This is a genomic window from Bradyrhizobium sp. Kon10 (assembly GCF_055807395.1).
This window is the reverse complement of the sequence record NZ_JBVVOZ010000038.1, coordinates 1-12,507: the sequence shown is the minus strand read 5'-3', so window position 1 is coordinate 12,507 and position 12,507 is coordinate 1. Positions and strand designations below refer to the sequence as shown.

The window sequence follows — 12,507 nt, the reverse complement described above, 5'->3', positions numbered from 1 at the left end:
CCCGTAATGAACCGGGGTCAATTAGGCCTGTTGTTCAAAATCGCAAGCGTGGCCATTGGTTTATGGGTCCCGCTCGGCTAGAAGGAACGGCAAGTCCCCTCGGACGCGAACCGGGCGCCTTGGGTTTGCCGCAACATTCCCGCAAGACGTCTCGATGCCGCCCCGGCCGGGTGCTTGAACGCTTTCGAACCGAGCCTCGAGGGTTCTAGGTGCGCCAGATCATACCACCGCATTGGAAGACCAGGGTCCGGAATTTCTTCCTGGATCTCGATGCGCGCATCGACTCCTCGCTGTTCTCCTCGGCCAAAGGCATCCGCGAACTCTATGAGCGCTACTCGACCTTCATGGACCGCTTCTATGTCGGGCGGTGGAAGCGCTGGGTGTTCATCGAACCGCTGTCGGAGGCCGCAACGATCGGCCTCGGCGGCATGGTCCTGCTGCTCACGCTCGCCATCCCCGCCTTCCGCGAGACCGCGGACGAGGATTGGCTGAAGAAGTCCGACCTCGCCGTCACCTTCCTTGACCGCTACGGCAACCCGATCGGCAGCCGCGGCATCAAGCACAACGATTCGATCCCGCTGGAAGACTTTCCGGACGTACTGATCAAGGCGACGCTCGCGACCGAGGACCGCCGCTTCTACGACCATTTCGGCATCGACATCGCCGGCACCGCGCGCGCGCTGGTCACCAACGCCCAGGCCGGCGGCGTCCGCCAGGGCGGCTCGTCGATCACCCAGCAGCTCGCCAAGAACCTGTTCCTGAGCAACGAGCGCACCATCGAGCGCAAGATCAACGAGGCCTTCCTCGCGGTCTGGCTGGAATGGCGCCTGACCAAGAACGAGATCCTGAAGCTGTATCTCGACCGCGCCTATATGGGCGGCGGCACCTTCGGCGTCGACGGCGCTGCGCATTTCTACTTCAACAAGTCGGCGCGCGACGTGACGCTGGCGGAAGCCGCGATGCTCGCCGGCCTGTTCAAGGCGCCGACCAAATACGCGCCGCACATCAACCTGCCCGCCGCGCGCGCCCGCGCCAACGTCGTGCTCGACAACCTCGTCGACGCCGGCTTCATGACCGAGGGCCAGGTGTTCGGCGCCCGCCGTAATCCTGCCTTCGCCGTCGACCGCCGCGACGAGGCCTCGCCGAACTATTATCTCGACTACGCTTTCGACGAGATGCGCAAGCTGGTCGACACCTTCCCGAAATCCTACACCGAGCGCGTTTTCGTGGTGCGCCTCGCGATCGACACCAACGTGCAGAAGGCGGCGGAAGACGCGATCGAGAACCAGCTGCGCCAGTTCGGCCGCGACTATCACGCGACCCAGGCCGCGACCGTTGTCTCCGATCTCGACGGCGGCATCCGTGCCATGGTCGGCGGCCGCGACTATGGCGCAAGCCAGTTCAACCGCGCCGTCGACGCCTACCGCCAGCCGGGCTCGTCATTCAAACCCTATGTCTACACCACCGCGCTGCTGAACGGCTTTACGCCGAACTCGATCGTGATCGACGGCCCGGTCTGCATCGGCAATTGGTGTCCGCAGAACTATGGCCATTCCTATTCCGGCGCCGTGACGCTGACGCAGGCGATTACGCGCTCGATCAACGTGGTCCCGGTGAAGCTGTCGATCGCGATCGGCCAGAAGGAGCAGCCGAAGGCACCGAACCCGGCCAAGATCGGCCGGGCCAAGATCGTCGAAGTCGCCCGCCGCTTCGGCCTGAAGGCCCCCCTGCCCGACACGCCGTCGCTGCCGATCGGCTCGGATGAAGTCACCGTGCTCGAGCACGCCGTCGCCTATGCAACCTTCCCGAACCGCGGCAAGGCCGTGACCCCGCATGCGGTGCTGGAGGTGCGCACCGGCGCCGGCGACCTGGTCTGGCGCTGGGACCGCGACGGTCCGAAGCCGCGCCAGGCCATTCCGCCGAACATTGCCGCCGACATGGCCGGCATGATGAGCCACGTCGTCAGCGAAGGCACCGCGCGCCGCGCCGCGCTTGACGGCATTCCGACCGCGGGCAAGACCGGCACCACCAATGCGTATCGCGATGCCTGGTTCGTCGGCTACACCGGCAACTTCACCTGCGCGGTCTGGTACGGCAATGACGATTACTCGCCGACCAACCGCATGACCGGCGGTTCGCTGCCGGCGCAGACCTGGCACGACATCATGCTCGCGGCCCATCAGGGCGTCGAGGTCAGGGAGATCCCCGGCGTCGGCATGGGCCAGAAGCTGCCGCCGGAGCGGGTCGCCAACGCGCAGGCCAATGCGGCACCGAAGATATTGGAGACCAAGCCCGGTCCGCCGCCGGTACTGACCAAGCGCGGCGCCGATATTCTGGTGCGGGTCGAGAAGCTTTTGGACGACGCGGCCAAGACCGCGACCAAGGCGGCGGCCGACGACGCGACCAAGCCGGCCAAACCGGCGTCATCGACCAGCGCGCTCGCCTTTCCGCAGAACTATGCGGCGGAGGACAATGCGAACTCATCCACCCCGCGCAAGAACTGATCGTATCCCGTGCGGCTGATCCTGATCACATTGACGGCCCTCCTGCTCGCGACCGTGGTCGGCGTCGGCGCGACCTGGATGACGACCACGCGCGGCACCGAGATCGGCGCGCTCACCATCGGTCCCTGGACGGCCCGGCCGCGCACCGGCACCGCCGACGTTGATCCCTATTCGCGCGCCACCATCGTGCGCAACGGCGAACTGCCGATCGGCACCGGCGACGGCGTCGCCTTCACCGCGACCGCCGACGACAAGAAGAAGGCGCTCGACGGCCGCTGCGACGTCGTCGTCTCCGGCGTGACGCCGCCGGCGCGGTTCTGGACCTTGACGCTCTACGACCGCAAGGGCCATCTCGTCGCCAATTCGCTGCAGCGCTACGGCTTCACCAGCCAGGAGATCGTCCGCCAGTCCGACGGCTCATTCGAGATCCGCATCGCCTCGCGCTCGCGCTCCGGCAATTGGCTGCCGACCGGCGGCATCGAGCGCTACGCGCTGATGCTTCGGCTTTACGATACCCCGGTCGGCGTTGCGACGCGGACCAAGCGCGACGCGCCGATGCCGACAATCGCGACGGTGGGCTGCTCATGATCCGGCTCGCGTTCACCATCATTGCCGGCATCGTGCTGGGTCTGGTCGTCCACCTCGTCAGCGTGCTGGCGCTGCCGCGGATCGCGACGCAGGACGCCTATTCGCGGCTGACGCCGATGACCAAGCTCAACGCCGTGACCGCGCTTCCGCTCGCCGATCCCCAGACCTCACCGATGCCGTTCATGGATCCGGCGTTTGCGCTGGCGATCTGCCGCTACGATTTGTCGGGCGGCCCGATCAAGCTCACGGTGCCGGTGAGCCAGGCCTACACCTCGGTGTCGTTCTACACCCGCAACGAGATCGCCTATTACGCCATCAACGACCGCTCGGCGGGCAAGAAGGTGATCGAGCTCGACCTCATGACCGAGCCGCAGCACAACGAGTTGCCCGAGGACGAAGAGATCACCGCGGCCGACCGCCTGATCATCGACTCCCCGAGCACAACAGGCCTGATCGTGATGAAGGCGCTCGCCGCCGAACCGGGCCTGATGCCGCAGGCGCAGGCCTCGCTCGCGGCCGCCACCTGCGCGCCGCAAACCGAGCCGCCGGCCAAGGCCGAAGCACCGCGCGGCCGGCGGTGAACTCGCACCGCTTTGCGGCCGGAACAAAAAAGCTGCAAAACAACCCCATGCACAGTAGCCGGGACATTGAAATCATTGGACTAGTGCTGTCCGGTCCGCGACAGGAATCTGCTGCGCACATCGGCGTTTGACTCGTCGGGCAAAACACTGGCAGAATGACATCATCGGAATTTCGTAATACCCGCGCGGAGCAATCCGCCGCGGGTTTTTTCGTGCCGGAGCAGATTGCCAGGCTCGGGGGATTTCTCGGTTGCTTCCGTTGTCGCCTGAGATACTTGTTCGGTCAGGCCACAGTTTTCTAAAGCGACTTATTGGCGTCATGGCCAACCAGAGCCGGCTACAGACACCGGAAGCGTGAAGATTCGCCCGGTGCCCGCAACGTCGGCTATTCGGTCCATTCCAAACCATTTCGCTGCGGTAATCATCAAGGTCTGTCGCGAAGGTCCTCCCAGCGCGCAGGAAAATGCTCCGCGGTCGAGACGTACCTCATCCAGCACTTCGCCCCCCTCCTTGACCCGTCGGCAGTAAGAATTGGGGACGTCGGCGTACCAAATGGCGCCTTCCTGATCGATACAAATGCCGTCTGGCGGTCCCTCGAGCTGCGCCCAAACGCGGCGGCCTGAGAGATGGCCATCTGACGACACGTCGAAGGCGGTAAGCCTTTTCGCGTGCGACTCTGCCACGATGAGCGTGCGGTTGTCGGGGAACATCGCCATTCCATTGGGAAAAGCGAATCCGTCTGCTTCCTGCGAGACCTGTCCGCCAGGCCGGATCAGCAGCAAGGAAGGGCCATTGATGTAGGCGTTACCTCGGCCATCCACCACGATCTCGTTCCACATGCCCGGCCCGAGTCTTGCAAAATTGGCGACTTCCCCGCTCGCGTGCTGCTTGAGGAGCAATCCCTGCGCAGCCGAAACGATCAGCATTTCCTCGTCTGCGGCGAAATCGAAGCACAATGGCGGTGCCGGCGCGCGAGCTCGCACTTGGCACGCTCCCTGGTCGTCGATTGAAAGAATTTCGCCAGCACTCCAGTCAGCGAACCAGAACTGTCCTTGGTGCCAGCGTGGCGACTCCACCAGACCGCGGGCATCGGCCACGATCGAAACTTCACGCGATCGGATCATGAAACTGCCTCCTTGAAACCTAAGGACGCTCGCGACCAGACAATTCCGACAGCCACGCGAATGTTTATGTGCCGGCGCGGGTGACACCCGACGCGTAAAGGGCTTTCGCGCCAGCTTTGCTGAGGACCTCTCTTGGCCTCGGCGACGAAGTACCGGACCCTCAGAGGTCTGCTCAGAGAGCAACGGCGGACTAGATTTGCTCAGCTTGAGCTCTTCGCCTTGTGACCCGGACCGGAATTGGGCGAACCGCAACGGCCGCCGGGGCGGGAGGTGGCTCCGGCGGTATTCGATCTCAATGTGAATCATGCTGCGTCCGTTATCGGATCGAGGCCGAGAGCAATGCGGCCGGTGAATCGGTGCTGGCGCTTTGCGGATAATGGATGGAACTGCGCAGCGTGTGCATCGCGCAAGAACCGCTCAAGAGCGATCTTGCGGTAGAAGCCGGCGCCGCCCGCCGCCTCCAACGCCTTCTCGACGGTCTCCAAGACGTGCTCGGCGACGATCGTTTTTCTCACCAGCATGGCGTTCGCCATTTCCAGGTTCGTCGCTGATTCCAGATCGTCCGCCAAGCGGACCATATCGTCCACGGCAAGCTGTGCGATCGTCAACTGATTGGTGAGTTCACCGAGCACATAGGGCACGGTTGGATCGCCTTTGCGCTTTTTTGCCTGCTCCATGCCGATGGCGGCCGCGGCCTCGGCCACGCCAGCGTAGACCGACATGATCAGCGGCATTGCCACAGTCAGAATGACGTTCCACGCTTGGTGGAAGCGACCGCGTGGCCGACGCAAGGCGATGGCGCCGTCGGGCACAAAGACATCATCAAGTATGATGGACTGCGAGCCAGTGGCGCGCATGCCGAGGGTTTTCCAATCGTCAGCGAGCGAGACGCCGTTGGCTGTGAACGGAATTGCAAAGTGTAGAACCTGCCAGCCCTCCTTAGGGTCTTCAAAGGGAGCTGACGTCACCAATATGCCGCCGCTCGGCGAGCCGCTACCGAATGGCTTTCGCGCCTTAACGCGGAAGCCGCCGTCGGCGCGCTCAGCCGTACCATTCGATTCCATCCAGTCATTCGCGCCAGTTGAGATTAGAACCGTCTCGTCGGCCGCGACCCGCTCCAGCAGCTTCTTCCCCGGCCCGCCGTTGCGGTGATTATAGACGGCCGCGGCAACGAGATGCTGATGCATCGACAACGCCAGCGCGGTCGACGGGCAATAATGGGCGAGCTGGCGCAGGAAGGCGCACATCGCGCTGTGGCGAAGGCCGCCGCCGCCAAGCTCGGTGGGAACAAGGGCCGAGAATACTTTGTGTTGTTTCAGCCCGTGGTAGTGCTCGGCGACAAAGACGTCGCCTTGGTCGCGTTCGGCGGCGCCTTCCGCAAAGCGCGGGCCGAGGACTTGAACAAGCTCTTGCAGGTGGGGAACTCGCGTCATAGCCAAACCTCCGTTTGGTACATTTTGCCAGCTTGTTATCGACAGCCGGCGCGGGCAACTTTAAAAATTGAAGCGGCGCGGTTCATGATCTCAGCCGGAATTTGGCATGGCGGAAAAGCGAGGATACGGTCAGTTCTGCCCCATCGCCCTTGCCGCCGAGATACTGGCGGAAAGATGGATGCCGCTCGTCATTCGTGAGCTGTTGTGTGGCAGCATTCGGTTCAACGACTTGCAGCGCGGGGTGCCGCGCATGTCCTCGGCACTGTTGGCACAGCGCCTCAGACAGCTGCAGTTCGCCGGCATCGTCGAGCGGCGGCGCGGTGAGGCGCGTAGTTTTGAGTACCATCTGACCCCAGCCGGGCGCGAACTATTTCCGGTAGTGGAGAGCATGGGCATTTGGGCGCAGCGCTGGCTGCGTCACGATCTTGTCGATACAGCGAACCTGGATCCCGACCTTCTGATGTGGGATATCCGTCGCAACGTTGCGGCCCGAGCTTCGCCGCGCGATGGGCGGTACGTCGTTGAGTTTCAGCTGTCAGGCGTCCCAATCAGCCGCCGCCGCTACTGGTTGATATTCGAGCACGGCATTGTTGATCTTTGCTATCGCATTCCAGGCTTTGATGTTGACCTATTCGTCGGCGCCAGTCTACACGTCCTGACGCAGGTCTGGCTGGGCCACATTTCGCTCAACCAGGCAATTCGGGAGGGGCAGCTGCGTCTTGACGGATCACATGATGACGTGACCGCGTTTCACTCGTGGTTCGCGCTGAGTATGTTCGCGCCGGCGGGACGCAAGCCGACCGGACAGAGTGAAGCTTCAGCCGAGTAGAGAGAGCATCTCTGTCGCCGGCATCAATCGGCTTTGTAGAATGGCAGCTGTTGGCCCATCTCTGATCTCCCGACCGGGGCCGGTGATGTCTGCTGTTGAGACCATCTGAGATGTGACTTTCCCAGTGTGGCACGCTCGAGGTCGTAGAAGGTCGTTTCTGCACTTCGTCACGGCGCTCAGGTCCCTCTTTGCAGTCCGCTTGTCTGGAAATGCTCGACTGCCTCATCAACGTGGACCCAATGATGCTTCGACCGCTCGAATACCGAAAAGGCGGGAGCCGGAAAGCTGGGGTCGCCGAGCGCGCCAACCGCGACGCCGATGAGAGATGGCAAGGCGTCGGGCTTCCAATAGACCGTCGAGCTGCATGTTGGACAAAAATAGTATCGCACCTTACGGCCGCTATCGCCGACGCGAATGAACTCCGTAGCCGTTCCTGAGATCTCGACGGTGTCGATTGCATGGAAAACGCCGAGGCCGAATGGCGAACCGGTTCGTCGCTGGCAGGCGAGGCAATGACACGCGACAATCAGCTTTGAGGTTTCTCGCAATTTCAGTGAAAGAGCGCCGCAAAGGCATTGGGCATTAGCCATGGGATCGTCTCCCGTCTTTCTCGGTGAGGTTACGTCGGAATGTGGGGATGAGACGCAGGATGGGCGGAGGAGCAAAGCCCGCGGGACCGAAGCAACGGTCGCATGCGTCAGCTGACAGAATATCCTCTTTCGCAAGACTGCGGAAGACAAAACGCCTGAATGGTCGTCTGCGCGTTGCGCAATTTCCATGCTGCCGCACAGGAGTGCGCCGTTAACCACTGCCGACGGTTCCCATCTGGGCGACATCGCTTCGAACTTTCTTAAATTTTGCCGGGTACCTCTTCTGGGCATGGTGACCTGGGGAAAGACATGAGGAAGCGGGCCAAGCGTGGAAAGGCTGAGACGCTCGCACTGCCGATGGCCGGAAGAGTTGCAATTGGCGCTGTGGCCCTCGCCGCATTGGGCTACGGTTTGCTGTCTCGCCCCTTGAGCGTGCAACCGATACGAAAGCCGTCTGCGCCCCAAGCCCAGGCATCGTCAACTCCGGTCTACGTGGCAGCTCCGGTTCATGCATCGGCGCCAGCTCCGGCTCCGATTTCGGTCCCGGCCCCTCTGGTCGAACCACCAAAAGCCGCTGATGGTCCCGGAGCGTTTGTTCGGCAGGTGGTCGACTACGCCAGCCACCAGGCGCCGGGCACCGTGATCATCGATACCAAAAACACATTCCTCTATTTCGTTCTGAACGACGCGCAAGCGATGCGCTACGGCATCGGTGTCGGCCGTGAAGGTTTCACATGGTCCGGCGAACAGAGTGTGGCGCGTAAAATGGAATGGCCGGATTGGCGTCCGCCTGCAGAGATGCTCGTACGACAGCCTTATCTGCCGCGGTTCATGGCAGGCGGTCCCGGTAACCCGCTCGGCGCCCGGGCGATGTATCTGGGCGAGACCGAATATCGAATTCACGGCACCAACAAGCCCGATACGATCGGGAGGCGGGTTTCGTCCGGCTGTATCCGGCTGACCAATGAGGACGTCGTTGACCTCTACGAGCGGGTGAAAGTCGGAGCGAAAGTGATCGTGCTTCCCACAACCGCAGCCCATCGACCATCCCAGGGAGCGCCGCCCGAGGCCGCCTTCCGATCGCCGGATCCGGCGTCACCGTCGAACCGGCCCTCAGCGATGACCGCGCAGAACATCTGAAGCGCCGCTCCGCCGGGTCGACCGCTCTCTGCCGGATTCCCTACGCCGCGCTCCCAGGAAAATTGCAGTGAAAAGACGGCGCAGACGCAGAAAGGAAACCAACAGGTCCGCAGGCCGCCGGCCCCTTTGCGGATGCAAAGTAACCGGCCATTTCCTGCCTGCGCGACGAATGGACTAGAACGTCATGTGGAACTTTCCGGACCTGCCGTTCATTCAACGGTCAGTGTAATCCCGCCTCGTACTTGGCAGATGGAAAGAGGCCTACGTTCGGGAACTAAGCTTGACTCTAACTAGCCACCCCGAAACTCAGAAATACGCGGGCGTCCCTGCCTCGAATGACTGGCCAACCGTCGGCACATCAATGCCGCCAACAGGGACGGAAACATGACGACAGCAACCATTGATTCCCGATCACCCGCAGTTCCGGCGACGCGGCGAAGTCAGCTCATCTGCTGCGTCCTATGCATGGTACTGATCGCCAACCTGCAGTACGGCTGGACGCTCTTCGTCAATCCGATCAGCCAGGCACATGGCTGGTCGATCGCATCGATCCAAGTTGCATTTAGCATCTTCATTGCCCTCGAGACCTGGCTGACGCCGATCCATGGCTGGATCGTTGACAGTCTCGGCGGACGACGTGGCGCCAAGCTGGTCGTGGCGGTTGGAGGCATCCTGGTCGCTCTCGGTTGGATGATCAACGCGTACGCAGAATCTCTCGCAATGCTCTATCTCGGTGCGGTGGTCGGCGGCACTGGAGGCGGAGCGGTGTACGCGACCTGCGTCGGCCAAGCAGTCAAATGGTTTCCCGACCGTCGCGGTTTGGCCGTCGGTCTTACGGCTGCCGGATACGGGGCCGGCGCAGCGCTGACCGTCGTTCCTATTCGCGCAGTGATCGATGCTGCCGGATACCAAGCAGCTTTTTTCTGGTTCGGGCTGGTCCAGGGTGGACTTGTCTTCGTCCTGGCGTGGTTCTTGCGGGCACCGGATCTCGACGAGATGGTCGGCGTCGCCGCACCAAGAGTGATGCAGACGACGCGTAGCTACACGCCTCGGCAAGCATTGGGCACCGGGGTATTCTGGCTACTTTACATCATGTTCATCATGGTGTCGGCGAGCGGGTTGATGGCAACCGCGCAGATCGCACCGATTGCCAAGGACTTCAATATTGGGAACGTGGCGATCCTGTTCGGCGCGTCGGCGCTGAGCGTGGCGCTGGTCGTCGACAGCATCTGCAATGGTGGAGCGCGTCCTCTGTTTGGCTGGATCTCAGACCAGATTGGCCGCGAATACACCATGGCGATCGCGTTCGGTCTGGGCGGAGTAGCATACTGGTTGCTGGGGACTTTGGGTCATGCCCCCTGGGCATTCGTTCTCTTCGCTGCGCTGATCTTCCTGACGTGGGGTGAAATCTTCAGCCTATTCCCGTCCACGTGCACGGACACTTTCGGAACCAAATTTGCAACCGTCAATCTCAGCCTGCTCTACACGGCCAAAGGCGCGTCGGCCTTCCTCGTGCCGATTGCCAATCTCATCAAATCAGCGAGCGGCGGTTGGCATTTGGTATTCGTATTGACTGCCATCATGAACTTCGCGGTGGTGGCATTGGCTCTATTTGTGCTCAAGCCGTTGCGGCAGCGATTCCTGAGCAACGGCTGAAGCCGAGGCCGTTAATGCGACGCGCATGCTGGCGAAGCACTCACGCGAGGGACTTCGCGGAAAGGAGGCGTCCCCTTGCCCACTGAGCTGCCAGTCAGAACCCGATTCCCGCTGGCGTCCGAGTTTCAGCTGATCGCGCTGGCCTCGTTCCTGCCGTGGTGCTTGAGCCTGCTCCTCGCCCACCACGATCCCGCTATTGCGCACGCGTTTCTGCTCACGGGACAGCTCGGCTGATGGACAGCCGCGCCGATACACCTCAACCGCCGCTCCATCGGGTCGATCCCTTGCCCCGATCGGCTGTGGCCCGTCGAACCGCTATCACCATCCAATCCCGCAACAATCCCCTATCCTCCTTCGAAAACGAAGCACCCCGCTTAAGATCGTCCAGCGTGTCGCCGCGATGGCATCGCGCGAAATCCTCCCGGATGAGGGATTCGAGATAGGCGCGATCCTCCTCGCGAATTGGGCCAGGGCCGTAATCTGCCATAGGCATCGTGTCAGCTGTATCTTCGGATCCGCAGTGGCTGCTGAACGGCCGCGGCCGATCGGCAGCCGGTGCAATCGATCAAGACGACGGGAACGACCTACAAGCACTGGCGTTCTCTGATCGATCGACGGGGCCGGTGACATCGAATGGACGATTATCGAGATCTCATGGGCATAAGCCTTGTGCTGCTAAGCGCCGGCATCATGCTGGTCGCGGGCCAGCTGTATCTTGAACACAGAGCGCCGCATCCGCCAAACGACGCGCCGGGCGCGCCAGAAATCTCTTCGCCTATGGTTTCCCACGCGCCCTCCCCGCACCAAAACGCCGCCGAGCCTCGGCAGCCGACTGCGAACAGCCATCAGACCTAGCCCGCTGCAAAGCTGGCAATGCCGCGGAGCCTACTCAACGGCCGGCTGCTCAAACGGCCCGCAGACCTTCCTTCGCGCCTTCTTTGGGCATCTCCCGGATCAGCGCATCGATCTCGCTTTGCTCCAGCGTCTCCTTTTCCAGCAGCTTTTTGGCGGCACGATCCAGGATCGAACGGCGCGTCGTCAGCAGGTCTTCGGTCCGCTCAAGGACCCGGTCGACGATATCCTTGACCTCGCGGTCGACGGCGGCCGCGGTTTCCTCGGCATAGTCGCGCTCGCGCACCGGATAGGGCCGGTCGGCGCTCGCCAGGAAATTACCGGGATCGCGCTCGTAGGCGACGCTGCCGAGCTTTTCCGACATGCCGTAGCGCGTCACCATGCTGCGGGCGATGTCGGTGACGCGGCGCAGATCGTCGGCCGCGCCGGTGGAGAGATGACCGAACACGATCAACTCTGCCGCGCGGCCGCCGAGCAGAACGGCCATCTTGTTCTCCAGCTCCTCCTTGGTCATCAGGAAGCGGTCCTCGATCGGCCTTTGAATGGTGTAGCCGAGCGCGCCGACGCCCCGCGGGATGATGGAGATCTTGTGCACGGGATCGACCCCGGGCAGCGAGAGCGCGACCAGCGCGTGCCCCATCTCGTGATAGGCGACGATCTCGCGCTCCTTCGGATTGAGCAGGCGGTTGCGCTTCTCCAATCCCGCGACCATACGCTCGACGGCGTTGTTGAAGTCACGCATGCCGACCGCCTCGGCGCCGCGGCGCGTTGCCAGAAGCGCGGCTTCGTTGACGAGATTGGCAAGATCGGCACCGGTAAATCCGGGCGTCAAGCCGGCTACGGCATCGACGTCGACATCGGGGGCGAGCCGCACAATCTTCATATGCACCGCCAGAATGTCGCGGCGGCCCTTCTTGTCAGGCCGGTCGACCAGCACCTGGCGGTCGAAGCGGCCGGCGCGCAGCAGGGCCGGATCGAGGATTTCCGGGCGATTGGTCGCAGCCAGGATGACGAGGCCGGAGCGCGAGTCGAAACCATCGAGCTCGACCAGGAGCTGGTTCAAGGTCTGTTCCTTCTCGTCGTGCCCGCCGGCGAACGGGCCGATGCCACGTGCACGGCCGAGCGCGTCAAGTTCGTCGATGAAGATGATCGCGGGCGCCTTGTCGTGCGCCTGCTGGAACAGGTCGCGCACGCGGGCTGCGCCGACGCC

The 12,507-nt window shown here is 62.7% G+C and carries 11 protein-coding genes; 7 read left to right on the top strand and 4 right to left on the bottom strand.

Annotated features, from left to right (window positions below; genetic code table 11):
* The first annotated feature begins 209 nt into the window (after positions 1–209).
* From AC0L2O_RS31725 to AC0L2O_RS31715, 3 genes are read left to right on the top strand one after another with little or no spacing between them, the layout of a single operon-like run.
* Complete coding sequence (locus AC0L2O_RS31725) at positions 210–2,504, top strand: transglycosylase domain-containing protein (protein ID WP_473372536.1); 2,295 nt, start codon at positions 210–212, stop codon at positions 2,502–2,504.
* A gap of 9 nt (positions 2,505–2,513) precedes the next feature.
* On the top strand, positions 2,514–3,092 hold the full coding sequence (locus AC0L2O_RS31720) for a DUF1214 domain-containing protein (RefSeq protein WP_369725086.1): 579 nt from the start codon (positions 2,514–2,516) through the stop codon (positions 3,090–3,092).
* Positions 3,089–3,673 carry a DUF1254 domain-containing protein gene (locus AC0L2O_RS31715; RefSeq protein WP_369725088.1) on the top strand — a complete coding sequence of 195 codons (585 nt, stop codon included), beginning with the start codon at positions 3,089–3,091 and terminating at the stop codon, positions 3,671–3,673. The genes AC0L2O_RS31720 and AC0L2O_RS31715 overlap by 4 nt, the downstream gene beginning before the upstream one ends.
* Positions 3,674–3,990: 317 nt before the next feature.
* Here the strand turns inward: AC0L2O_RS31715 and AC0L2O_RS31710 are convergent, their stop codons facing one another.
* Together AC0L2O_RS31710 and AC0L2O_RS31705 are read right to left on the bottom strand one after the other, a co-directional pair.
* Positions 3,991–4,797: an SMP-30/gluconolactonase/LRE family protein gene (locus AC0L2O_RS31710; protein ID WP_473372535.1), complete on the bottom strand. Its 807-nt coding sequence runs from the start codon at positions 4,795–4,797 to the stop codon at positions 3,991–3,993.
* A 302-nt stretch (positions 4,798–5,099) separates the two neighbouring features.
* The gene (locus tag AC0L2O_RS31705) at positions 5,100–6,230 is read right to left on the bottom strand and encodes an acyl-CoA dehydrogenase family protein (RefSeq protein ID WP_409189462.1); all 1,131 of its coding nucleotides are present in this window, start codon (positions 6,228–6,230) and stop codon (positions 5,100–5,102) included.
* Positions 6,231–6,336: 106 nt separating this feature from the next.
* On the opposite strand from AC0L2O_RS31705, the gene AC0L2O_RS31700 reads away from it, so the two are divergent.
* A complete protein-coding gene (locus tag AC0L2O_RS31700) occupies positions 6,337–7,059 on the top strand; it encodes a winged helix-turn-helix transcriptional regulator (protein ID WP_369725094.1) in 723 nt (240 codons plus the stop codon).
* A gap of 176 nt (positions 7,060–7,235) precedes the next feature.
* On the opposite strand, the gene AC0L2O_RS31695 is transcribed toward AC0L2O_RS31700, so the two are convergent.
* Positions 7,236–7,649, bottom strand: coding sequence for a GFA family protein (locus AC0L2O_RS31695; RefSeq protein WP_473372534.1), 414 nt, complete (start codon positions 7,647–7,649; stop codon positions 7,236–7,238).
* A 309-nt stretch (positions 7,650–7,958) separates the two neighbouring features.
* Between AC0L2O_RS31695 and AC0L2O_RS31690 the strand changes: the two genes are divergently transcribed.
* From AC0L2O_RS31690 to AC0L2O_RS31680, 3 genes are all read left to right on the top strand, one after another.
* Positions 7,959–8,789 carry a L,D-transpeptidase gene (locus AC0L2O_RS31690; RefSeq protein ID WP_473372533.1) on the top strand — a complete coding sequence of 277 codons (831 nt, stop codon included), beginning with the start codon at positions 7,959–7,961 and terminating at the stop codon, positions 8,787–8,789.
* Positions 8,790–9,173: 384 nt separating this feature from the next.
* A complete protein-coding gene (oxlT, locus tag AC0L2O_RS31685) occupies positions 9,174–10,445 on the top strand; it encodes an oxalate/formate MFS antiporter (protein WP_473372532.1) in 1,272 nt (423 codons plus the stop codon).
* A gap of 75 nt (positions 10,446–10,520) precedes the next feature.
* Positions 10,521–10,679, top strand: a complete 159-nt coding sequence (locus tag AC0L2O_RS31680) for a hypothetical protein (RefSeq protein WP_369725097.1) — start codon at positions 10,521–10,523, stop codon at positions 10,677–10,679.
* A gap of 670 nt (positions 10,680–11,349) precedes the next feature.
* Here AC0L2O_RS31680 and AC0L2O_RS31675 read toward each other — a convergent pair.
* A partial coding sequence (locus tag AC0L2O_RS31675; protein ID WP_473372531.1) for an ATP-dependent metallopeptidase FtsH/Yme1/Tma family protein occupies positions 11,350–12,507 on the bottom strand: 1,158 nt, incomplete at its 5' end.

Coding starts and splice junctions, on each gene's coding strand:
- AC0L2O_RS31700 (WP_369725094.1), top strand. CDS start 6,337: ATGGCGGAAAAGCGAGGATACGGTCAGTTCTGCCCCATCGCCCTTGCC.
- AC0L2O_RS31690 (WP_473372533.1), top strand. CDS start 7,959: ATGAGGAAGCGGGCCAAGCGTGGAAAGGCTGAGACGCTCGCACTGCCG.
- AC0L2O_RS31715 (WP_369725088.1), top strand. CDS start 3,089: ATGATCCGGCTCGCGTTCACCATCATTGCCGGCATCGTGCTGGGTCTG.
- AC0L2O_RS31710 (WP_473372535.1), bottom strand. CDS start 4,797: ATGATCCGATCGCGTGAAGTTTCGATCGTGGCCGATGCCCGCGGTCTG.
- AC0L2O_RS31705 (WP_409189462.1), bottom strand. CDS start 6,230: ATGACGCGAGTTCCCCACCTGCAAGAGCTTGTTCAAGTCCTCGGCCCG.
- AC0L2O_RS31695 (WP_473372534.1), bottom strand. CDS start 7,649: ATGGCTAATGCCCAATGCCTTTGCGGCGCTCTTTCACTGAAATTGCGA.
- oxlT (WP_473372532.1), top strand. CDS start 9,174: ATGACGACAGCAACCATTGATTCCCGATCACCCGCAGTTCCGGCGACG.